The organism is Pseudoalteromonas sp. SR43-3 (assembly GCF_014163875.1).
Classification (GTDB): domain Bacteria; phylum Pseudomonadota; class Gammaproteobacteria; order Enterobacterales; family Alteromonadaceae; genus Pseudoalteromonas; species Pseudoalteromonas distincta.
The window spans coordinates 132,783-156,264 of the sequence record NZ_JACJEC010000007.1 but is presented as its reverse complement, the minus strand read 5'-3'; the positions used below and the strand labels follow the sequence as shown (position 1 = coordinate 156,264).

Here is a 23,482-nt window from a genome sequence, read left to right as displayed (position 1 = left end):
TTAGCTCAGTTGGTAGAGCAGTTGACTTTTAATCAATTGGTCGATGGTTCAAATCCATCATGACCCACCATTCTTTATTCCTTGTGAATACGGTTTGGCATCAATCGGCGGATTTACGTAAGCTTTAACTTAGTAATAAGTTAGCAACTGGAATGGGTTATTAGCTCAGTTGGTAGAGCAGTTGACTTTTAATCAATTGGTCGATGGTTCAAATCCATCATAACCCACCATTCTTTATTCCTTGTGAATAATGACTGGTTCCAATCGGCGGATTTACGCAAAGTAGTAAGTTGCATTTAAACGTAACAATAGAGCGGGTCATTAGCTCAGTTGGTAGAGCAGTTGACTTTTAATCAATTGGTCGATGGTTCAAATCCATCATGACCCACCATTCTTTATTCCTTGTGAATACGGTTTGGCATCAATCGGCGGATTTACGTAAGCTTCATTCATAATTGAATAAGTACATAGAGCGGGTTATTAGCTCAGTTGGTAGAGCAGTTGACTTTTAATCAATTGGTCGATGGTTCAAATCCATCATAACCCACCATTCTATGAAAAGTTATATAAGAGCGGGTCATTAGCTCAGTTGGTAGAGCAGTTGACTTTTAATCAATTGGTCGATGGTTCAAATCCATCATGACCCACCATTCTTTTATTCCTTGTGAATAGAATTTGGCATCAGTCGGCGGATATACGTAAGCTTCATTCTTAATTGAATAAGTGCATAGAGCGGGTTATTAGCTCAGTTGGTAGAGCAGTTGACTTTTAATCAATTGGTCGATGGTTCAAATCCATCATAACCCACCATTCTATGACAGTTTAATCGGCGGATTTACGCAAGCTTTTTACAAAGCAGATTTATATTAGAGCGGGTCATTAGCTCAGTTGGTAGAGCAGTTGACTTTTAATCAATTGGTCGATGGTTCAAATCCATCATGACCCACCACTCTCTAATACTTTCCTTTATATTCTTTTTTAATTTCCCACTTTATTTTTTATAAACAGCCTTACTAGTTCGCTGTTATTTGCTTTCATATTCTCGTATAATTCGCCCTAATTAATGCACTGTAGATAAGTGGTCGAGAACATGAGTCTAGCTCAAACTATTATGCCTGAAGGTTATATTTTTCCCCCTAAGCCAGCACCGTTAACACAAGACGAGCAAGGCGAATATAAAGCGCGTATAAAACAATTACTAAAAGATAAAAATGCAGTACTTGTTGCCCATTATTATACCGATCCTGAAATTCAAGCACTTGCTGAAGAAACCGGCGGCTGCGTTGCCGACTCGCTAGAAATGGCGCGTTTTGGCGCACGTCACGATGCAGATATGATTATTGTTGCGGGCGTAAAATTCATGGGCGAAACAGCCAAAATTTTAACGCCAAATAAAACGGTTGTTATGCCAACGCTTGAAGCAACATGTTCGTTAGATATTGGCTGCCCGATAGACGAGTTCTCTGCGTTTTGCGATCAGCACCCTGATCGTAAAGTAGTTGTATATGCAAACACCTCTACGGCTGTTAAAGCACGTGCAGATTGGATTGTAACTTCATCCTGTGCACTTGAAATAGTAGAGCACCTCGATGAGCAAGGCGAAAAAATCATTTGGGGCCCAGATAAGCACCTTGGTAGTTATATTCAAAAAAATACCGGTGCTGATATGCTTATGTGGAATGGCGCATGTATTGTACATGACGAGTTTAAAACAAAAGCACTTAAAGACATGAAAGCGCTACACCCAGATGCAGGCGTATTAGTTCATCCTGAGTCACCAGCAGAAATAGTTGCTCTTGCCGATTCGGTTGGATCTACGAGCCAATTAATCAAAGCAGCGCAAACAATGGACAACAAAAAGTTTATTGTAGCAACCGATCGCGGCATCTTTTATAAAATGCAGCAACTATGTCCAGATAAAGAGTTTTTTGCGGCTCCTACGGCAGGTGAGGGCGCTTCATGTAAAAGTTGCGCACATTGCCCTTGGATGGCAATGAATGGCTTAAAAGCGATTGAAGAAGCCCTCATAAGTCCTAAAGGCAAAGAAGTATTCGTTGATATGGATTTACGCGAAGGCGCTCTTAAATCCTTAAATCGCATGCTTGAGTTTACTGCGAGCATGGCTAAGTAACTTTTAAAGTATAAATTAAAAACGGTTAAGTCTTAGATTTAGCCGTTTTTTTGTGCCTATAGGTAAGTGTTGCTTGATTAGTAAGCATTTAAAGGCCCAAATTTAAAAATGCCTTGCACCTTAAGGGTCTATTTCATACTATAGCGCGCTGTTGCATTACACAATTGCAGCACCGTGGAGGGATGGCTGAGTGGCTGAAGGCGCACGCCTGGAAAGTGTGTTTAGGTTTATCCCTAACGAGGGTTCGAATCCCTCTCCCTCCACCATTATTCAATATTAGGACGTCTCAGGACGTCCTTTTTTGTGCCTGTAATAAAATAAAATCAATGACTTAGTGTATCATCTCGTCCCATCCTGTTTCACCCAAGCCCAAAGCTTTAGTATCTAATATGGTATTCCCTTAATAAGCTGCCATAATAAAGGATACTAAATTGGAGTAGGGTTCATTTTTTATGGCAAGATCAGCGAAGCAGCTTACCGATACAGCGTTAAAGAAAGCAAAAGCAGAGGATAAAGATATAATTTTATCTGATGGGAAAGGCCTACAAGTAAAAGTTAGAAAGAGTGGTTCTAAGCTCTGGAACTTTAATTACTACCATCCAATTACAAAAAAGCGTATCAACATGGGGTTAGGTAAGTATCCCGATATATCAATTGTTAATGCTAGAAAGCTAGCTCAAGAAGCCAGGGAGTTGGTTGCTCTAGGGACTGACCCTAAAGAACATAGAGACGAAACTTTAGCTTTTAAAAGAGCACAAGAAGAGTTAACGCTAAATAAAATCGCTTTAGAGTGGTTTGAGGTTAAAAAACAAAGTTTAACCAAAGACTATGGTGAAGATATTTGGCGATCGTTAAACAAGCATGTTTTATCGGTTATTGGCAAATACCCCATTGGTAAAATTAATGCACCACAAGTGATTAAGATTTTAAAACCTATAGAAGCAAAAGGAACTTTAGAGACGGTTAAGCGGCTATGCCTGTATTTAAGAAAGATCATGATACACGCAGTTAATAGTGGCTACATTAATGCCAATCCACTTGCAGGGATTAGTGAGGTTTTCAAAAAGCCGCAAAAACAAAACATGCCTTCGTTAAAACCAGAGGAGCTGCCTGAATTAATGCAAACACTTGCTATAGCATCAATTAAGCGCGTAACTCGTTTTTTAATTGAATGGCAGTTACATACACTTACGCGCCCAGGTGAAGCTGCCGGTACTCGATGGGATGAAATCGATTTTGGTAATAAACTTTGGACTATCCCCCCTGAACGCATGAAAAAGCGCAGAGAGCATGTTATTCCTTTATCAAAACAGGCTTTAGAGTTATTGGAGGCAATAAAACCAATTTCAGGGCACAGAGAGTTTGTTTTTCCGTCAGACAGAAACCCTAGAAATCATATCAACAATGAAACAGCTAATATGGCTCTAAAACGTATGGGGTTTGAAGGTAGATTAGTAAGCCATGGCTTACGTTCGCTTGGGAGTACAACATTAAATGAGCATGAGTTTAACCCAGATGTGATAGAAGCCGCACTTGCGCATGTAGATAAAAATCAAGTTCGTTCTGCTTATAATAGAGCTGAGTACATAGAAAAACGCAGAGAGCTAATGAATTGGTGGAGCGACCATATAGGTCGAGCATCTCAGGGTACATTGTCGGTAACAGGGCATAAGCACCTTTTAAAAATTGGTTAGAAAAATAAGGATATAAAATGGCTTTAACACAAATGCAAATCATTCAGTCATTGGGTGAGGCAATGAGCTGGTTAGAAAGGGAGTTAAGTTGGGATGTGCCTGCAACAGAGCTAAGACATTTAACCGGTAGAATAGGGGAACTGTACGCCGCACTTATAACTAATGGGCGTATGGCAACAGAGGTTAACCAAGCAGGGTACGATGTAGTATCAAGTAGTGGTGAGCGTATATCGGTAAAAACAACAGCTAAAATGGGCTCAAGCGGCCATATAAGCTTTAACACAAATACGTTAGCGTTGGTTGACCGCATCATTATTTTAAGAATAAATACTGAAGAAATGCAGGTTGAGACTTTATTAGATAGCACTGCTGAACAAGCAAAACTACTCATGAATATTGGACCAACAGGTAAAAGCGCTATAGCTATGAGTAAGTTAATAAACATACCAGTTAAGCCACGTGTATTACTAAACGTAAAAGAAGCAACATGGAATAACTACAAATTAGTAGAGCTTGAAAGCGGAACTATTGAAGTGTTTTTAAATGACGAGCTTGTAACACCAAGCAAGCGTTACTTACGTGATATTGCTAAAGAGTTAGGGGTTCCAATTTTAAATGGCAACGGAAATCCATTTAATACACGGCAGCTGGGCTCTTTGTTGATTAAGGGGGTAAGTGAATAAAGTAGTTGTTTTATTCCTAAACCATGAACTAAAATTACTTTATTTATCAGACTACAAGGATGTAATATGTCAGTTTTTAGTTGTCCAGAATGTGGTTGGCCTTTTAAAGCACCTACAGAACAAAAAAAGCATAATAAAAGATGTGTCCGTAAGGCCTATCTTGCAGGGCCATCTTATAAAAGTGATATTCCCAAGGGCCTTTTGAAGGCAAGAAGAACAATAGAAGGGACTTATGAATGGGCTTTACTTCAAAGTAACAAGGCTACATCAAATAAATTAAAGATAGCTTTTACCAGTACACCTAAGGAAAAATTAGCAAAGGAAATTGAGCGACTAGAATCCATTTTAGCCTTTAACGAGAACAGTTCTGATAAAGAGTTAAAAAGACTGATAGCTATATCGCATGCCTTTTCATCTATACAAAATCAAGTATCACAGTCTGATAAGAAAAATTTAAGAAAAGCCGCTGTTCGTGACTTAAACTCCAAGTTAAAGCCAGATAAAAATATGTCTAACGATATTATGGATGTATATTTTAAATCTGGCGTTAGAGCTGTGAGATCAGGAGGTTTACCAAGCTTAGGAAAAAAGAAATAGCGTTTTCTTGAATGCTTGAAGTTAAGCGGTTCTTTAAATCTTCTCTAAAAAGCACTGAGCTTTGAGAGTCAATTTATCTAATTAACAAATAAAAAATATCAAGGTGGGTGCTTGTTTATGTCAAGGAAGAAGCGAAAATCAATTTAAGAAGGGGTTATAAAAGTACTAAAAGCAAAGAAAAGCCTTAATACGAAAAAGGTGTTAATTAACAAAGTTAAAAATACAAAAAAGAAGAAAAATCCTAATAAACGAATAGCAAGTGTGTGGACAGTGTCAGGCGGAGCGGTATCGCCAAAGTAATTTTAGCCGAATATTAATTTAAAATTATAAAGATTTACAAGAGCATGAAATTGATTGGGAGATCAAGTGTCAAATAATAAAGACGCCATGAAGGCAAAGTTTGAAGAAATTAAATCATCAATATGGTTAAAAAAAGAAAATGTCAGAATCATTACTGATGAAAATCGTAATGCAGAGCCTGAGCAAGAATTGGCTTTTGTCCTTACTTTTAGCGAGGCATTGAAGCTATATAAAAAGCTTAAAAAAGAGCATTATGCAGTTTCAATAAGCCATACTGAAAAGTTTAGAAATCTACCAGCGGGTTGGAATTTAGCAACACATACCTCTTGGACGGGTAAAAACACTTTAAAAGAAGTAGAAAGCAATAACTTTAATGTATTTATCGCGGCTGGAATTAGTGAAGAGGAAGCTATAGAGCTCGTTAGTTGTGAGAATGTATAACGCTTTTTACAAAAAGCTTCAATGTTAGAAATAGCTTGAGGCCCCTTCAATAAATAATATTACAACAAAGACAAGGAGCTAGTTTTATGAATAAAGCTGAAGTGCACCGCAAAAAAGTTCAAGAAATCCTCGACGGCAATACTTTACATGGTCACCAAGTGAGTGCTGCCACAAAAACATTTAATGCATTCTCTAATGATGTGAGAGCTGTAGTAACAGCAGCTGAAATGCAAGCTGGTAAGTCTGGAATAGCATTAGCGTTGTGTTGTTTGCAGCGTTTAAGCCTTGATGATGAAACAATTTGCCAAAAGCGCTCACTTAAAGACACATTATACTTAGTTACAATGCCAGATACGGCTTTGAGAGATCAAGCAGAAGATGATTTAAGACTTGCAAAGAATGTGGTTGTTAGTAACTTTGTTAATTTCGAAAAAGCCTTAGAAACAGATTTTAAAGGTAACCCTCCTAAATTAATCATCATCGACGAATGCCATTATGGTTCTAATGTTACCGGTATCCGATATAGCTCTGTGTTTGACTATCTAGAACAAGAAAATGACTCTTGCAAAGTAGTGTTTATCTCTGCGACACCTTTTGGCGCTCTATATGGTGCAGAAACAGAGTACGAAGAAGCGCTAGAGGCTAGTTCTGAAGCTGAGGAAGAGCATAACGACAAGCTGTTAAAAGAATCAACTCAAGCGGCGAGTCAAGCGCTTAAAGACTCTATTTTACGTCGTGATTTTGGTACTCGGTTGGTTTTTCATAAAACGAGTGATGAATACTACGGCGTACGGGAGATGCTAAAAAACAATCGCTTACACAATTTAAATGACGAAGAAAGGAACTTCCTGGTTGACTCTGTACACCGCAAAAACTTTATGCAGCAATTCAATACTCATGAAGGCATGGGCTGGTCATTAGTTAGAGTTCCAGCAGGGACAGCAATGGATGCAAAGCAGTTCTTCATATCTGAAGGTGTTGATGAGGAAAATATTTATATACTAGGAAATTCACTTTCTGGAGTGCCAGAAGATGAGCTATCTACTATTGATAGGTTTAAAAAAGCATTTGAAGACAGTGAATTGTTTGGAGAAAAGTTAGTCGCGATTACAGTTGCAGGTTGCCGAGCAGGAATAAACTTCGGCAATTTAATGAAGAATAACCTTATTTCTACTTGGGATAGCACAGTTGCAAGTGTTGCTGCTGTTGTACAGGCTAATGTAGGTCGTGCGTGTGGGTATCACGGTAATAATACTTCAATGCACTTTACAAATGGGAATGCAGCTGAAGCCTATGGCGCTATATTGGATTACCTAGAACGCACATGCTCCGATCATGCTGCGTCTGATTTTGATGGCTTAAGAGAGTTTTTTGAAGACGTATGCCAAGAGTACCAAGTAAATGGTTTGGATGTAGGTTTAACAATAAAATATAAAAGGCGTAGGCCTATAGGTGATGTTGAAACATTCGAAACAGATCACTATGTAGCAGTACCAGCAAGGCTCCTGGACCAAGACTACGACTTTTCCCAGCATACCCAAGATAAGCTTCTTTTAAGTGCTATAACGGTCTTACGGGAAGAGTTTATTAAAAATGGAGCGCCGTCGGTAAAAGGTAGCAGAGCCATGCGAGGTAAAAAGAAAAACTGGATAAAAGCCCAGTGGGTTAATGGTGATAGCTATGATAATCCAGAAAAAGCTGGTGTAGACGGCCCTCAAAAAGATAGAACAATAATGCTTACCAGCATGTTAGATAATGATGAATATGTTGAGTTTAATAGAGTCGTAGCCCCAGGCTCTGGGGAATTAACTGAGAATAAGTCAGTTACAGCAACGGTGTTTAGCGTTTACAACATATCAAGACGTAAAGTGTCTAAAACAATAATGACGGAAAAAGATGTATGGGACATGTGTGATTATTTTGATATCCCTCATGACGATACTCTATTAGTATTATACAAGCGTGGTGAGTACGACTTAGATAGAACGTTAGCAAAAAAATCCCACAATGAGTTACCTGAAAAGTCAGGTACATTGAGTGACGAATCACAGTTTTCGGTTAAATGAGTCTATGAATCAAGCAGAAAAGCACAGAGAGTATCTAGAGAAAATAGTATCTAGTGATACTTTCGAACATCAACAGCATGCTGCACAAAGAGCATTTAGCCATTTTGAAGAAGGTAGTCGTGCTGTTGTAATAACTGCTGAAATGCAATCAGGGAAGTCTGGTATTGCATTAGCATTAGCTGCTTTACAAAGACTTAGTCTATCAGATTCAGATATTTGTGATCGCTCAAAATTAAAAGATACACTTTATTTAGTCACCATGGCTGATTTGTCGCTACAAGAGCAGGCCAAGCAAGATCTTACCAAATGTAATAATGTTGTTGTGAGTAACTTTACTAATATGAGTCTCGCACTCTCAAGTAACTTTAAAGCCCAACCGCCTAAGCTCATTATCATAGATGAATGTCACTATGGTGCAGGTGCTGAGGCCGTTAGATATGCTAAAGTCTTTGAGTATCTGGAAAAAGAAAACACAAACTGTAAAGTTGCTTTTATTTCAGCCACACCTTTTAGCGCGCTTTACTCAGCAGGCGCAGAGTCTATTCTTCGTCACGACTTCAAAACCAGTCTTGTTTTTCATAAAGCAAGTGATGAGTATTTGGGCATCAGGGAGATGCACCGCAACAACCAAATAGTAAAGTTAGCAGAAGAACAGCGTAACTTTTGTGATGACTCTTTACTACGTAAGCGTTTTATAAGGCAGTTCAAAGAGCACCGCTCATCTGGCTGGTCACTAATAAGGGTGCCAAGTAGTCAGGCAAGCCTAGCAAAAAGTATCTTATTAGAAAACGGTATAGCTGAAGAGCAAATTATGGTTATTGGCCAAAAGCTGGTGGGAGTTGAGGAAAGTGACTTAGCAAGTATTGACGATTTTAAACGTGAATATGAAGCAGCAGCAATGTTTGACGATAAAGTCATTGCAATTACTGTTGCGGGCTTTAGAGCTGGCATTAATTTTGGTCAAGAAATGAAGAGTACGCTTATTAATACCTGGGATAGCACAATTGCTAATATAGCTGCAATTGTCCAGGCCAATATCGGGCGTGCTTGTGGCTATCACTGTAATGCGCAGGCCAAGCACTATACTAACCTTGATGCTATTAAAGCTTACAGCGACTTACTTAATCACCTTGAATTAAATAGTGATAAAAGCGACTTCGAAGGTTTACATGCAGTTTTTGAAGATATTTGCGCTAAATATGATGTAAGAGGTTTTGATAGAGGGATCCAAATCTCACCAAATAAGGAATATACCACTTCTTCTCGGAAGAAAGATGATACTCAAACATATTTAACCCAAAGTTATTTAGCGGTTCCAGGTAAGTTAACTACACCGAACTACGATTACTCAAAATACACCCAAAATCCTTTATTACTTGAGGCTATTGATCTGATCAGGGCTGAGTTATTAAAAGATGATGGCCCACACCGAAAGCAAGGTAGAGCCCTTAAAGGTGAACATCAAAATTGGATCAAAGCGCAATGGGTAAACGGTGTTACCTATGATGATTACACTCCAAGCTGTGCAAAAAGCAGAGCAATAGAATTCACTTCATTATTAGGTCAAGGCCATCCATTAGAATTCAATAAAGTAGTTAACCCCGGTGGTGGAGAGACGACAAAAGATAAACGCGTTATGGCAAGTGTGTTTAGTGTATATAACCTGTCTAAAAAAACTGATGCGTTTAAGCGTTCAATGGATGATGACGATTTGCAAGAGGTAAGTGAGCTATTGGGCGTTGAACTTGACGATACAATAATTTTATTGTTTTTACGCGGTGAATATTCTGATGATTTAACAGTAGCAAAAGAAGAGCAATCAAAATTAGTAGCGTCGAATCTTAAAGATAAATCTATATTTTGATTTTTTATAATGATCAATATTCAGATAACTATCAAACTATTTATTTTTCTAAGTAAAGCATGGGTTTAAAGGAACTAGCATGGATGAAAAAACGTTAAGCTTTATTGAGAAGGCAAAATCAGTGTATGGAGATACTTATTCTTATAATAAATCCATTTATACCGGTAGTAATATAAAATTAACTATTACTTGTAAGCACCATGGTGACTTTGAACAAACACCATCAAACCATTTAAAATATCATTGTTCTAAATGCTCAAAAGAGGCTCAAAATAAAGCTAAATTGGTGGAAGCGTCTTCAGTGTATTTAGATAAAGTTTTAGCAGTCCATGACAATAAATATGATTTATCAAAAATAATTTATACAGGAGCCAAAAATAAAGTAACGGTAGGCTGCTTCGAGCACGGCTTGTTTGAAATAAGAGCCCAACATTTTTTAGCTGGTAGCGGGTGTAAACAGTGTGGGAAAAAAAATGCAAGATTGAAAACTATCGAAGCGGCTTCTAAAGCTTTTGAATTAAAGGCTAGAAAAGTCCACGGGGATAGGTTTGATTATAGTAAAGTAAATTACAATGGAACCACCACTAAGGTTACAATAACCTGCCCAGATCATGGAGACTATTTGCAAACCCCTCGCAAACATCTAGAGGGTTCAGGTTGCCATAAGTGCGCAATAGATAACTCGATTACAAGGTTATCTACAAGTGAATTTGTAGAAAGAGCAAAAATCGTCCATAAAAATAAGTATGACTATTCAAAAACTCAATTTATTAAGTCACATGAAAATTTAATTATTACCTGCGAAGAGCATGGGGATTTTTCTCAAAATCCACATAATCACTTAGGTGGGGCAGGTTGTAAACTCTGTGCAAATAAAAAAGTTTCCTATACAACGGCCGATTTTATAGACCGTGCTAAAAAGAGGCATGGCTCATACTATTTATATGAAAAAACAACTTACGTTTCATCAAAAATTAAAGTATTGATTACTTGCCCTATGCATGGGACATTTTATCAAAAACCAGTACTACATTTACAAGGTTATGGCTGTAATCGTTGTGCGGCTATTAAACGTGGTAAAGATAGCAGCTCATCAACCGCTGAATTTATACAATACGCTAATTTCATACACGATTTTAAATGGAACTATGAAAAAACAAACTATATAAATAATCACACAAAAGTAGTTATCACATGTGACATTCATGGCGACTTTGAACAGACACCTGGTAGCCATAAAGCTGGAAGAGGGTGCCCTAAATGCGGGATTACTAAGTCTACAGAGTCTGGAAAGATAAAGTATGAAGAGTTTTTATTGAGAGCTCAAGATGTTCATGGTGACAAGTATTTGTATGATTTAGTTGAATATTCTGCATACGGTGAAAAGGTTAGCATAAAGTGCTTATTGCATGGTGTTTTTAATCAATCACCGACATCGCATATTAGAGGAGCAGGTTGCCCAACATGTGGTTTAGAGTCTTCCAGAGAAAAACAGAGAATTCCCCATCACGTCATACTAAAGAAAGCAAACGAAGTTCATAACTTCAAATATAGTTATGCTGAATGTAGTGATGAAAATTCAGATGGTAAATTACTCGTTTATTGTCCAGAACATGGTGGATTTGAGCAAAGAATCGATGCTCACCTAAGAGGAGTTGGTTGTCCAGAATGTACTAGCATCAAGCGTAACATACAGACAGATGAATTTATTAGTAGGTCGCTTAAAATCCATAAAGGAAGGTATGGTTATGACCACGTTAATTGTAATGGTACTGATACCCTGCTAAAAATTGAATGCTATAAGCATGGTATCTTTGAGCAAGTAGCTTCTCAACATTTAAAAGGCAGCGGTTGCAGAGACTGCTATGTGGATTCAACAAAACTTACCCTAGAAAATTACCTTAAAGATTGTAAAAAAATACATGGTGATAAATATGGCTATTCTAAATTAGAATATAATACTATCAGAGACAAGGTCATTATTACTTGTCATACCCATGGTGATTTCCTCCAAACAGCTCATGATCATAAACATGGCGGAGGGTGCCCCAAATGTGCTGAATATTTCAGAAATTTAGACAATAAAGACCCTGATACTCCTTGTCACATATATTATTTGCAACTAAAAACAGAGCACCTTATTTTTTATAAAGTAGGTATAACAACGAAAAGCGTAGAAGAACGTTTTTATCGTTTGAAGAAAGATAATACCAAAATTTTGGATCAACTTAGTGCCCTGACAACTCTTGATAAAGCCATTGTTGCCGAACAAACCATATTAGAAGAGTTTGAAGAATATAGACTTTTAATGTCAGACACTTTGGTGTTAAGTGGAGGTGGAACCGAGTGTTTTGCTGATGATGTATTAGGGATGCATGGCTTAGAATTAGAAGACTACATTACCTAGGCTAGGCGAGTCTTTTCGAATCAAAAAAGCCGTTCTACTTGAACGGCTTTTATAACAAATCTGTTTGTTAACTATCTACAGGCTTTTGATTCTTCGATCATTGCACGTTGAACAGCTACTGTTTCTTTGATTACTTTGTCGAAAAATTTTCTCTTTTCTTTCGCTGAACCGTTACGTACAAATTCAGAAAAAGGCGTAGACTTAACTTTTTCACGAGATTGAACTAACATGTCATACTCCTATTTATGTTGAATTACCTAAACCGGCTATACGCTCCAAGGAGGCGCGATTATACTTTTTGCCAAGTAGAGCGTCAATGTCACTTACATTAAAGTAAGGCTTTTCTTTTGTTCCATCAAGGTTTTTTTCCATAAAAATGATATCTATTCGATCCTTGAAAATATTTTTTAATTCGCTGACCACACGTTGAGACTCTAAAAACTGATTTACAAAAACCTCAGGTGGAACCCTCCTTCCTTCAACTATTTCGCGAGCCTTAACTAAGCACCAGGCTTGTTCTGGATCTTGGTAAACAAATATAATCAAAATATAGCGCTCTTTTTTAAGTGAGCGTTCAATATTTGATTTTGCCTTTTCAAAACTTGAAAGGGTTGAATCAAGTAAAAAGCTTACCTTTTTCTTTAAAGCTCTGTCATGTATAGCTTCGACTAAAATAGTTGCAGGCGTTTGGAATAGCGGTGAGTTTAATCCCTGGTAGTCGTCAAACTCCTTTCTTAGTTCATCATTTTCTATGTGAACAACATCAACGCCATGCTCTTTTTTAAATTGAGAAATGATACTTTTAGCAGTCTCAGTTTTTCCTGCGCCAGGGGATCCTGCCATAAAAACAGATACAGCACTTTCTTCTTCTGGCAAATGATCAATCATACTTTTGGCAAGAGCTTTCTTCATTGCCTTAGCTTTAACTAGCGCTTTTTTTGTAATTTCTGCATCTGTCATAAAATATCAAATCTAAGGTTAATTCACATAAATAAAGGGGTTAAAACTCTCTATAAATCCAGTAGTATACCAAGAGGTCATTCAACATTTTTGGCTTATGCCATCCCCCAAAACTCAGATTTAATATCATCAGCATTATTATTTTTATATATGTTTTCACTTATCAAATAGGCTTGAGATTGATTGTTATTAATCATAAAGTGCTTATCATTCTTTTTATACAGCTTAAATGTATAGTGATATTGGCTCGAATATGTCGCAGTAGCTGAAAATACATTGGTAATATTATTTTGCCCCATAAATTGAAAAATAGCTTGAGCGACATAGTTTAATCTTTCATCTCGGCCCATATTCATTGTAAACATTGAATACGAATCTTGATCATCAAATGCAACAAATATCTCAATAACTTCATTTGAATCTTTAAAGATAAAGTTAACTACTCTACCGTCTAGCTTCATATCACCATCGTTATCAATTTCATATAGGTTGGAGGTTTCATTATTAACATACATAACCTCACCATTTTTAACGATAAACATTATATCGACTTCAGCTTCTACTAGCCTCATTCCACCATTGTAATTGATCTTCTGATTGCTAATTTTATTAACGGTCTTAGAAGACTTGCTTATTGAAATTAATTTATTAAGTATTTTTGTTCTAATTTCAAACATTTTCTGCGGGTCACGGCTGAAGCAACAAAGAATGCCTTTAAAAAAGACAAAAGCCTGTTGAGTACTACTAGTTTCAGTAACATTTACAAACTCAGAATGATCAATACCGCAATTTAAAGCATACTCTTGGTGTACTCCACCCATTTCTTCGAGCTCTTTTATCTCCTCATTCACAAAGTGCTTAATAGCATTAAAATCGTTTTGTAAATGTGTATTACTTAAAACTTCAGCCCAGCGAGTTGTAAAATGCTCGAAGCCATCACTCGCTAGTTGCCCTCTAATTTTATCGCCATTTTGTTCTTCAAAGCTCAGAAATAGCTTTATTCGCTCTAGGTTTTGTAAAGCCATCGGAGATGCTTGCCCATCATCGAGAGATTGCTTCTTTTGTTCCATATTTATAACTTTAAGGTAATCATCATATGCCTCGAGATATCTCTCTTGAATCGCATAGCAGTTAGCTCTATTTAAATATACGTTTGAATGGTTTGGGCTGACTTCAAGTGATTTTGTAAAGAATAAAATAGCGTCATCTTGATTGCCATATTGATGATACTGAAGTGCTTGGCGAAAGAATTGTTCACCTTGGGCTTCTGCCTTAGGGTCCGTTTTAATTCTTGAGAAAAAGCTAAATAGAGACATATTATTTCCTTATAATAAGGTTGAGCTAAAAGCAGTGCGAAAGAGCATACTGTCGATTGTGAAAGTAAGTATTATTGATTTTAAAATCGGTATTTGCTAATAACTCGCTAGGTTTATCCAAATATATTGATTGGATATATTCTTTTGGAATATGACTATTAACGAGAATTTCGGCTTGTGAGTCAGTAGGGTCACAAGCTCGTAAATTGATAGGTTGATTATTAAAAAGCTGTTTTAATGCCACACTTCCTGAAAGGGATGCCTCAGTTGCTGATGCTATAGAAGAGCTAGCAGCATTTGCGGGGCAAAATAAGCAGTCAAGCTCCCATAAAACACGGGCAGATATTTCTAACACAGCCCAGCTTTCTTCTGGTTGTGCTTGTCTATACTTATAAAACATCTTGTCGTTAGGGTAGGACACAGATAACGAAATCATGTGAGTTCTGTAGTCAAATCGATTAGCATCGTTGTAAATATGACCTTTAGATATTTCGTTATTATAATCTTTACTATTAAGGCCTATATCCAAAATGCTTTTAAGGTTTTTTACTTTTGTAAAGTGTATTAATGTAGTAATTCCACGCTCGCTACAAAATTGCTTAATAAGCTCTTTATCATCAATATTCGCATATTTACCTAATCCATAATGCTTCATTACGGCATCAATTAATTCAAGACGTAATGAAATAGTATTTTGATAGCTGCCTAAGTCAGCTATTAAAGTTGAAAACAGAATGTTAGGGCTATTTAACTCCAGCAGTGGCATCTCAGTCTTTAGTTTTACACCACTGGATTTAGCAAAATTACGAACCAGGAGAGAGCTTTTATTAGCGAAAGATAATTCATTTACTACAAATTCAGCTGCAATAGCTGGAGTAGGTAAAAGGGCTAATGTCTTGTTTAACATTGGCTCAAACATATTAATTTCCATTTAAATAAATAAATCCTTTTGTACAGGGGAGGCGCAACTTCCGATGCTTTGGCTTAAGTGAGCTATAAACTCATCAGCAGAGTGAGTAACTTGTTCTAAAGTGCCATTGTTGACTAAAGAAACATATAAAGCAGCTGCTCTAGCCTGGCAATTAACGCTTTTTTTAGGGTTAAATTCAATATCAGTAAACGCATTATATTGAATAATTTGAGAGTGTAGTTCTTTGTTTAATTTTAAAGCATTAATGTAAATCCAATCATAAAATATAGTTTTAGGTGTGAGTGGCCAGGTTTTTCCATTACTAAAAAAGCCAGTTAAACAGCCGCTCTCAACTAAACGGCTATCTCGTTTAACTTCATGTGTCGGAATTGTTAGAAGCTCTTTAAAAGGACCGCCATTTTCAAACACTTTAGCTGCATGAAAAATATTCTCAAGTGGAATTTCGCGACCATTTTTTAATGTAACGAGCAAATTGAAAGCACTTAGGCTTACACCCAAGGTGCTCTCACTTTTTGTCGAGATTTCAAGTACATTTAAATCATTAAACAAGTTATGCGCAGCGTTATGTAAAGAGCGAACAGATTTTTGTTTTTGTGTGGCTGCCATTCCTTTATGCCATTCAAAGTCAATAAGCTCTTCCTGTACATAAGGAAACGGCTTAATCACTTTAAAAACGGGTCTAGTAGCCACTTAATCAACCTTAGGGTGTTGTTATGTTAATTACGGGGGTTAAGCACTCTTGTATGCTTAAGCCACCATGGTTGTAATAATCACCAGCCACATAACCTGCAATACCAGGAGCCATGGCTACAGAGACGTTTTCGTTCCAATGCCATGGTACTTTTAATTCGTCAGTGCTTACATTGTCTTTTAAAATAGCACAGCGGGCTAAGCGTTTTTTAACCTGATTTTTTGGAATGTTTGCTTCAGCTAATTTACCTGGCACCCATAACCAACCGTGGTCGGTCACAATGCGTATATTTTTCCAGCCAGCAGCTATTAAGCCTTCAATACGGGTGACTACATCATTTAAAATGCTATCAATATAGCGTGGCATTTTTAGCTGTTGCTTATGCCCCATATTGTCTAAATCGCCAGTTTGTAGCCATGCATTTATAGATGGGTTGCCAGTGTCTAACTCTTTTAAAAACTGCCAATCTTTTTTGCCTAATGCACTACTTAAGTGATAAGAGCTAAACTCAGAGCCAGACTCGGTTATATGGGGAGTAAAGTTATCGTTTTCTTGTGCGCCACTTAAAATATCGGCCACAGGCGTTACGGCAGCCTTAGCGGTTGCAGTTAGTGAGGGCAGGGCACACCAATTACTTGTTAAATTAACATTTATGTTTAATTTACTAAGCTTATTCTCAAGCATTTTTGCAGTATCAAAACGCAGTCCATCAACAAAAAATACAGCTTGGCCGTTGGTATTATACGTTGCGGTCGACTCATTTATTTCACCGGCACTACTTGGTTTACCTGGGTAGCTTTCTTCCTTTACTAAGCGTTGAAAGTTCAACGTAACAGCTTCAAGCCAAGGGGTGTAAATTACTGCCAGAATATCAGCAACTACTTGCTCCTGGTTTAAATCAGTAGCAGCAGCCATTGCGTTAATTGCTGCCGCATCAGCTTGCCAGAACCGCTCTTTGTAGGTTTGTGCCATTGCCTCTGCATTGGGGCCAGTAAAATTAATTTGAGTATGTTGGGCAACGTTTTCTAGTTGCTCTAATATATTTAGCCAAGGCGACATATCGAGCTTTTGCCATAACCAGCTTTTACGCTGTTCATGTAATTTATACAAGGCAGTTAACTGCTGCCTTAGCTCGGTTGGCGTTACACTGATAATGCTAGCTAATTTATTTGCTAATTCAGCTTCATCTTTTAAATTTTCAGATAAAAAATGGCTAGCCTCAAACGCTAAACCAGTAGGAGCTATAGTTTTAAGCTTTTCAACTAAACAAGGTAGATTGTGTGCGGTGTCTTTAAATCGCTCCCAAACAGTATACCATTCGCCTTCAGCCTCACATAAGCTGTAGATAATAGCGCTTATATCGCTTATATCATCAGGGTCAAAGTTAAATTGGCTTATACATGCTTGTTTAAATACAGGCCATTTATTTTCATCCCAAGCTTGCTTTTTTGCTTCGGGGTTATTTAACCAAGCTAGAATATCTTTAGCCGGGTCATCCATTACAATGCTTATAAAGTCTTGGGCTTCTAGCTTTTTACCTTTTAATTGCTCAGCTGGCGTTTCAAGTAAATCGGGTAGAATATTGAGTATGGCTTCTTGCGTTTTTTTGTCTTTGGCAACATCAAGCTCTAATCCCACACGCGGGTTTGTTAAAAATGAGCCAACACTCCAATCCCTACCTGCAGAATTATAAGCCCACCAGCAGCCTCTGTATTGCAATTCAGCTAGTGGTCTTAGTTCGTCGGGGCATTGCTCTATTGCACGTAAATCTTTACGACCAACCCCCGGTAAATAAATTATTGGGGTTTTATCTTTAGGTAATTCACAATCTTCCAACATCCCAGCTATCGCACACTTTATCCAAATAGCAGGGCCAATGCGCTCTTCTGGATTATAAGTACCTAGCTCAATGAGTTCAGGTATATGTTGTTTTATAAACGGCATAGCAGGTTGCCACTGACGCTCAATGTCAGTCCACAAAATAGCAGCAGGGGCTACTTGCACCGCTGAATTATAGGTTGCTGAGTTTCGCAACTGCGAAGCTAGGTAATCAATTAATTGCATAACTTTTTAACACTCACCTTAGAGGTTAGCAGCAACATTTGTTGGTAAAAGTTGCTTTATTTGTTGCTGTATTGCCACAATAAAAGGTTGATATTTGTCATCAACTTTTTGGCTGATTCTTCTATATAAGTTTACTAAATCATTGAGAGTTGCATTCGAAATAAAATCTTCATCGAGAATGCCAGAAATTTCGGCTTGTCGTTTAGCCTTTAGCGACTCTTCTTTTAAATTCAATTCATCGATCATATCAGATGCATTTTGAATACTTGCTTTAATACCACCATTAGCAAGGTATTTAAAACTAGCTTCATGGTTATCTAATGGAGATAAAGTTAGCCGAGCATCAAACCAATTTTTCTTAGCATCTCCACAATGGCTAGGAGTCCCTGGCTTCTTATTTTTAAGGCAAGATACATGCAAGTTAGAATACTCTAACTCTAAAGCTTTAAATGTTTCTTGAGGTCTAAAATGCTCAATATGAAAATCATCATTACTAATATCTTGGTTACAGTAGCAGCAGATAGAACCTTGCTCTTTCAGTAAGCTTTGCCTCATTGCTCGTTTTTCAGCGCCAGATAACTCATCAAAATTTGGCTGCCAGTTATCATTAGCTAAGGCTTTCCAATCAATAACTTCTTGCGGCTCATTGTCCTTGATTATCTGTTTCATTCATCAAGCTCCAACAGCCTTTTGCGCTTAATAATTGCGCTAGCACGACGCAACTCATCAATATTGCCGCACTTGTTAATTAACACATTAATTAAGCCCTCGGCTTGTTCTAATTCATTTTCTTCAATGTGCATAAATAACTTATTTAACTCATTTTTAGTTTCAGGTTCTCGCTCATCCACTTCCAAGTGTTGGAGTAAAATACTATTGCTATCCATACCAAGTGACTTTTCAGGTCTAAATGCGACAACCTCACTATTTTCACGTTTAAAAAGCCACATATTTTTAGGCTCAATATGGCTAATCATTTGAGGACTGTGGGTAGAAAAAATAAACTGTGTATTAGGAAACGTTTCCCGAAAATTAGCTATTAACTTTCGTTGCCAGCCAGGGTGCAAATGCAAGTCAATTTCGTCTATTAGAACTATTGCTTCACCTTTAAGAGGGTTATTTAAAGCTGGATTAGCAATGGCTAGCCTTCGGGCTATATCGGCTATGAGAGCAATCAAACAAAGCTCACCATCTGATAACTGTTTTAGTTTTAGCGCTTCTTGATCTTTGTAGATGAAAAGTTCCTTTAACTTTTCATCATATCGAAGTTCGCTAAATTCAGGTAAAAAAGTAGTGATCGCCCTTTCAACAGCTCTTAGTTGCAGGTCATTAGCACTAGCACTTTTACCTTGCCTGCTTTCAAGGTAACGTTGGCGATAACCAAACCAATTAGCTAATGCTTTAAAATACACACCATCTATTGATACCGATTTTTCATAAGCATCAAGAGGTGCATATTTTATTTTTCTAATATCATTAGAGTTGGCTTTTCCTCTGAAAAGCCTATTTACACTATAGTAAGCGGCAAGAGGAACACTAGTTTGGTATTCCTCAAGTTTCTGCTCTTCATTAAGCTTATGGCTTAGCGGCTTAATAATATTATTTAGTATGTCTAATTCTGAAGATTGTGTTTTTCCAGAACCATGATCTTTAGCAAATCGCGTAGTAGACCAACTTAAAGGTTCGCCTTTAAACTGCATGAAAACGGTTGAACTTAATTCTTCAGTACCTGATTTAATATCATCATTGGTTAGTTTTTTTGTGTAGCCAGGCGTACCCTTTACTCTGTTGGTAAATGTTGAAAGCATAATCCCCATAGCTTCAAGCACAGATGATTTACCCACGCCATTTACCCCAACTAGTAGGTTTATATGTTCATCAAAACTAAGCTCTATTTCTCCTAAGCCGCGAAAATTTTCGAGCTTAATTCTATCAATAAACATTTACTGAGCTTCCTTTGCTGCTTTTTTTTCGGCCAGTGTTAGGTGATGGTCGTTAATACGGTCACCTTGTTTACCACCGTACTCGAGACCTAGCTCAAACCAAGGAAAGGGCTCTTTACTAACCCCATCTTTTTTCCAGTGAATATTCGGCTTTGAGCGCAGGATGCCAGCTTCTTTTTTGCCAACATCTTTCGCTTTCATAAATGGGCGAATGTTTAGGCGAACACCGTCATTTAAGTCTGGATTCCAACCTACTGGTTGCTCTGCCAATGACTTCCAGCGCACAAAAATATCTAAGCCTTTTTCACCAACCAAAATATCTTCAAGTTGTTTTCTTAAATTTCGAGCAGCGGCTAAACGAATTTCAGCGCCTTCGTCACCATCTTTTTCGAGTTGAATTTGGGTACTAATCCAATCATCAAGGTAAGTATAAATTAAGCGCTCCAATCCTTTATAATCGAGTTGATGATAATTAACCAACGCAGAGAAACCATCTGGTAAGCCATCCCAAATATGCCAAATAAACGGGCGGTGTTGGAACAATTTACAATGTTGCTCAAAGAATTTATCACGTAGCCAAATGTTTAAGTCGCGAGACTTAACGGATTTCAATAAACTGTCTAATACGGTTGCAGACCATTTATCACCGTATGCAGCATGCAATATGGCTTCTAATCTATCTACCGCAGGTTTTTCACCCCGTATAGCAGGTATACAGACAATACCGTCATCATCAACTAAACCATCAAAGACTTTGTTCTTAGCTATGATTTCGTGCATTTCTGGAGCCAATTTCATTTTCGTATCCAGCTCTGCTGGCCAGCGATAGCCTAACAACCGAGCAACAGCGACTTGTAAAACTGTTTCATCTTGACGAAGATTGCCAACGAAAGTCATTTTACTATCATCATTCCAAATGACAGAGGCACATGGGTGCCCATGGAAAATCCATTGTAATGGGTCATTTGAATATGGCTCCGGCAAGCCATTAGGATAAATATTTAAAGCTTCACTTCTCCAGTAATCTACGTCGAAAGGTATATTAACCATAGATTGTGTATCAACAGCCAATTTTTGATTAATTTTCCTAACTTCTAAATGGTATAAATCCGACATAATGAATAAGCTAATAGCAGTTAAATCATCAAACTGTTTGGGGATTAAAGCGTAACAATTATCATCGAAGACTTCACCAAGATAAGATGTTGCGTTTAGCCTACTAGTTCTTGAAGCTATTACGCCCCTTTGATTCCATGCAGAAGCTCCTCGAATTCCAAATTCAATAATATTCTCTGATTTCATTGATTCTAAAGAATAGCAGATATTTGATTTACCTGAAATTTCACCGGGTTTTTTCGGGGTTGACTCTAGAAACATCCATTTATGATTTAAATCATTTATTTCCCAGAAGCATCTTTTTACACGGTCTGTTTGGCCAGGCTTAGAGCCATAGTAGGGTACACAAAATTTGGAAAGGAACTCTAGTTCACTTTCTAGTTTGCTTAATATAATTGATGCTCTAGGATTCCCTAATTGCATACCCTGGTCCAATTGTATGATTAGATTATCGGCTAGTGAGATTGACTTACTTTCAACATCTCTACTGTCACTCACGTCTATTGCCTGAAAGTAATTTTTTTCTGAGACGCTTTTGTGAAAAGACCAGAGAATAGCCTTGACAACTTCTCCAGTTATAGAATCAAAAGCTCCTGAACCTAGCCTTGCGATCATCGAAAAGTTCGATTTACGGAGAAACAACTCTCTAAATGGTTGATAAGTTTTTAAAAACAACCAATTCTGAGGTAAAACAATTGATGACATTCCCTCATCTGCTAGTAAATGAAAACAACGAATACTGAATGCATTCGCTAAGTCTTTCTTCCCATGTGAATAATGCTCTTCAATGTACCTCTTTAATATATTATCTTGATTGATATCACCTAGATAAGGAACATTTGTCACAACCCAATGATATTTGTTTGAGAGTAACCTTGCTGACACTGCCAAACCGTGAGCAATTGTTTTAGTATCCGTAGAAACCCCCTTAAGCGCTTGTATAGCTTTATCTATTAAGACCCAGGGTTTCTCTCCTACATTGATTACACTTTTATTAGGAGCTATTAAGCTCCCCAAAGTAGGAGCATGCTCAAATGTTTCTTGCATCCAGTTTATAGCTGCTTGCAGCTCTTCATTGTCTTTTACTAAATTTTTCCATTCTTTTTGTGCCTCGTTAATAGAAATACCTGAACAAGCTAGTTGTAACTCAGGTAACTGTCGATAGCCACCAGCGCCTGGATAACGCCAAGCTTCTAATGCCAGGGCAAAAGCTGCCAATTCTACGCAGCGTTGGTCGAGTTCTAAACCGTGAATGTTTTGACTTAATACTTTATCAATAGCTTCTTTTGCGGTTAGACCCTCTAGTTCCATACGGATTGGTACCAACATTAAGAATTTAGCCACTAAAAAGTGACCTGACCCACAACAAGGATCGAGTGTCTTCAATTTACTTAAATCATCTGGCCATTTATCAAAATCACCAGCGGCGCTACTCCAAGTTTTTGTATTCTCATCTTGAACAAAACGAAGGTACTCTAACGGGACACCTGGAATAGAGGCGAGCTTTCGCAGCTCTTGCTCGCTAGTTGCAGTCGCTAAATCGTCTTGCGTTAGGCGACGTTTTGTCCACCAAGCGCCAAGCGCGTTGTCGAGTAAAAAACTCACCATATAAGGTTCAGTGAATAACTGAGTTACCGGACTTAGTTCTTTCGCTCCAATTTTTACGCCAGATTCGTTAACTTGTTTTTTCTTTTTGTTTTGCCAAAATTGATAACACCAACCTAAGGCATCAGATGCCTGAAAAGTCTCTTTATCAAGCGCAGCTATAAGCTCTTCTAGGTCATTAACATGGTTAATTGAAAGCTTAACTTCAAATACTGGTGAATCTGCTCGGAATATTTGCGGCAACATTTTTTGCGCTAATTGCCCTGCTAATTCCCATCCGTCTTTTATACCAGGTTCTTCTTCAGCTAGCTCAAAACACTCGTCTAGGGTTACGTGGGTGTTTTGGTCATACATTAACAAGTCACTTTGCTCTAAAAAACGAGCAAACAGCATGCGATGCCAATGTTCGTAGGCCATTTCGTTAACAAGCAATTCTGTTTCTTGTTTGCCAGTATCACGATTTAACACATCACCTAATTGACGACCGTGGGCACGTAAACGTGTTCTGAGTTTACGTTCTGCTTCGCTTAAATAGTTCGGTGCATTGCCATCGCCAATATCTAAACGAGTAAGTGCTTCGGTTACTGCAATTTCAACAATATCACGGGCTTTTTCTACTGTTTTTTCAAGCTTGCCACGTAATGTTTTATCTAATGGTGTTCTCATCTATTTA

The 23,482-nt window shown here is 37.7% G+C and carries 17 protein-coding genes and 7 tRNA genes; 15 read left to right on the top strand and 9 right to left on the bottom strand.

Features of this window, described 5'->3' with window-relative positions; genetic code table 11:
• Window positions 1-154 precede the first annotated feature (154 nt).
• The 15 genes from H5088_RS11045 to H5088_RS10975 all read left to right on the top strand — a co-directional run bounded on the left by H5088_RS11045 (window position 155) and on the right by H5088_RS10975 (window position 12,183).
• Window positions 155-230: transfer RNA gene (locus H5088_RS11045), tRNA-Lys, on the top strand.
• Window positions 231-315: 85 nt separating this feature from the next.
• A tRNA-Lys gene (locus H5088_RS11040) sits at window positions 316-391 on the top strand.
• Between the two features lie 83 nt (window positions 392-474).
• Window positions 475-550: transfer RNA gene (locus H5088_RS11035), tRNA-Lys, on the top strand.
• Window positions 551-574: 24 nt separating this feature from the next.
• Window positions 575-650 (top strand) — tRNA-Lys (locus H5088_RS11030).
• An 84-nt stretch (window positions 651-734) separates the two neighbouring features.
• Window positions 735-810 (top strand) — tRNA-Lys (locus H5088_RS11025).
• 63 nt (window positions 811-873) lie between these two features.
• Window positions 874-949, top strand: a tRNA-Lys gene (locus H5088_RS11020).
• A 141-nt stretch (window positions 950-1,090) separates the two neighbouring features.
• A complete protein-coding gene (nadA, locus tag H5088_RS11015; protein ID WP_002962419.1) occupies window positions 1,091-2,131 on the top strand; it encodes a quinolinate synthase NadA in 1,041 nt (346 codons plus the stop codon).
• Between the two features lie 176 nt (window positions 2,132-2,307).
• Window positions 2,308-2,397: transfer RNA gene (locus H5088_RS11010), tRNA-Ser, on the top strand.
• Between the two features lie 186 nt (window positions 2,398-2,583).
• Window positions 2,584-3,825, top strand: coding sequence for an integrase domain-containing protein (locus tag H5088_RS11005; protein WP_182752873.1), 1,242 nt, complete (start codon window positions 2,584-2,586; stop codon window positions 3,823-3,825).
• Between the two features lie 17 nt (window positions 3,826-3,842).
• Window positions 3,843-4,508 carry a DUF6998 domain-containing protein gene (locus H5088_RS11000; RefSeq protein ID WP_182752872.1) on the top strand — a complete coding sequence of 222 codons (666 nt, stop codon included), beginning with the start codon at window positions 3,843-3,845 and terminating at the stop codon, window positions 4,506-4,508.
• A 66-nt stretch (window positions 4,509-4,574) separates the two neighbouring features.
• Entirely contained in the window at window positions 4,575-5,105 is a 531-nt protein-coding gene (locus H5088_RS10995; protein WP_182752871.1) for a hypothetical protein, read from the top strand.
• A gap of 366 nt (window positions 5,106-5,471) precedes the next feature.
• Window positions 5,472-5,846: a hypothetical protein gene (locus tag H5088_RS10990; RefSeq protein ID WP_182752870.1), complete on the top strand. Its 375-nt coding sequence runs from the start codon at window positions 5,472-5,474 to the stop codon at window positions 5,844-5,846.
• 86 nt (window positions 5,847-5,932) lie between these two features.
• Window positions 5,933-7,912, top strand: a complete 1,980-nt coding sequence (locus H5088_RS10985) for a glutathione synthase (RefSeq protein ID WP_182752869.1) — start codon at window positions 5,933-5,935, stop codon at window positions 7,910-7,912.
• Window positions 7,913-7,916: 4 nt separating this feature from the next.
• A complete protein-coding gene (locus tag H5088_RS10980) occupies window positions 7,917-9,776 on the top strand; it encodes a DEAD/DEAH box helicase family protein (RefSeq protein WP_182752868.1) in 1,860 nt (619 codons plus the stop codon).
• A gap of 79 nt (window positions 9,777-9,855) precedes the next feature.
• A complete protein-coding gene (locus H5088_RS10975) occupies window positions 9,856-12,183 on the top strand; it encodes a hypothetical protein (RefSeq protein ID WP_182752867.1) in 2,328 nt (775 codons plus the stop codon).
• A 71-nt stretch (window positions 12,184-12,254) separates the two neighbouring features.
• Here the strand turns inward: H5088_RS10975 and H5088_RS10970 are convergent, their stop codons facing one another.
• The 9 genes from H5088_RS10970 to H5088_RS10930 all read right to left on the bottom strand — a co-directional run bounded on the left by H5088_RS10970 (window position 12,255) and on the right by H5088_RS10930 (window position 23,475).
• The gene (locus H5088_RS10970; protein ID WP_167378567.1) at window positions 12,255-12,413 is read right to left on the bottom strand and encodes a hypothetical protein; all 159 of its coding nucleotides are present in this window, start codon (window positions 12,411-12,413) and stop codon (window positions 12,255-12,257) included.
• Between the two features lie 13 nt (window positions 12,414-12,426).
• Window positions 12,427-13,143: a zeta toxin family protein gene (locus H5088_RS10965; RefSeq protein WP_182752866.1), complete on the bottom strand. Its 717-nt coding sequence runs from the start codon at window positions 13,141-13,143 to the stop codon at window positions 12,427-12,429.
• Between the two features lie 95 nt (window positions 13,144-13,238).
• A complete protein-coding gene (locus tag H5088_RS10960) occupies window positions 13,239-14,459 on the bottom strand; it encodes a tetratricopeptide repeat protein (protein ID WP_182752865.1) in 1,221 nt (406 codons plus the stop codon).
• A gap of 25 nt (window positions 14,460-14,484) precedes the next feature.
• Complete coding sequence (locus tag H5088_RS10955; RefSeq protein WP_096038333.1) at window positions 14,485-15,390, bottom strand: DarT ssDNA thymidine ADP-ribosyltransferase family protein; 906 nt, start codon at window positions 15,388-15,390, stop codon at window positions 14,485-14,487.
• A complete protein-coding gene (locus H5088_RS10950; protein WP_182752864.1) occupies window positions 15,391-16,080 on the bottom strand; it encodes a DUF6977 family protein in 690 nt (229 codons plus the stop codon).
• Window positions 16,081-16,090: 10 nt separating this feature from the next.
• On the bottom strand, window positions 16,091-18,145 hold the full coding sequence (gene pglZ / locus H5088_RS10945) for a BREX-1 system phosphatase PglZ type B (protein ID WP_182752863.1): 2,055 nt from the start codon (window positions 18,143-18,145) through the stop codon (window positions 16,091-16,093).
• Window positions 18,146-18,163: 18 nt separating this feature from the next.
• Complete coding sequence (locus tag H5088_RS10940; RefSeq protein WP_150138113.1) at window positions 18,164-18,814, bottom strand: retron system putative HNH endonuclease; 651 nt, start codon at window positions 18,812-18,814, stop codon at window positions 18,164-18,166.
• Entirely contained in the window at window positions 18,811-20,088 is a 1,278-nt protein-coding gene (locus tag H5088_RS10935; protein ID WP_182752862.1) for an AAA family ATPase, read from the bottom strand. Before H5088_RS10935 ends, H5088_RS10940 begins: the two co-directional genes overlap by 4 nt.
• Window positions 20,089-23,475, bottom strand: a complete 3,387-nt coding sequence (locus H5088_RS10930) for an Eco57I restriction-modification methylase domain-containing protein (RefSeq protein ID WP_182752861.1) — start codon at window positions 23,473-23,475, stop codon at window positions 20,089-20,091.
• Window positions 23,476-23,482 lie beyond the last annotated feature (7 nt).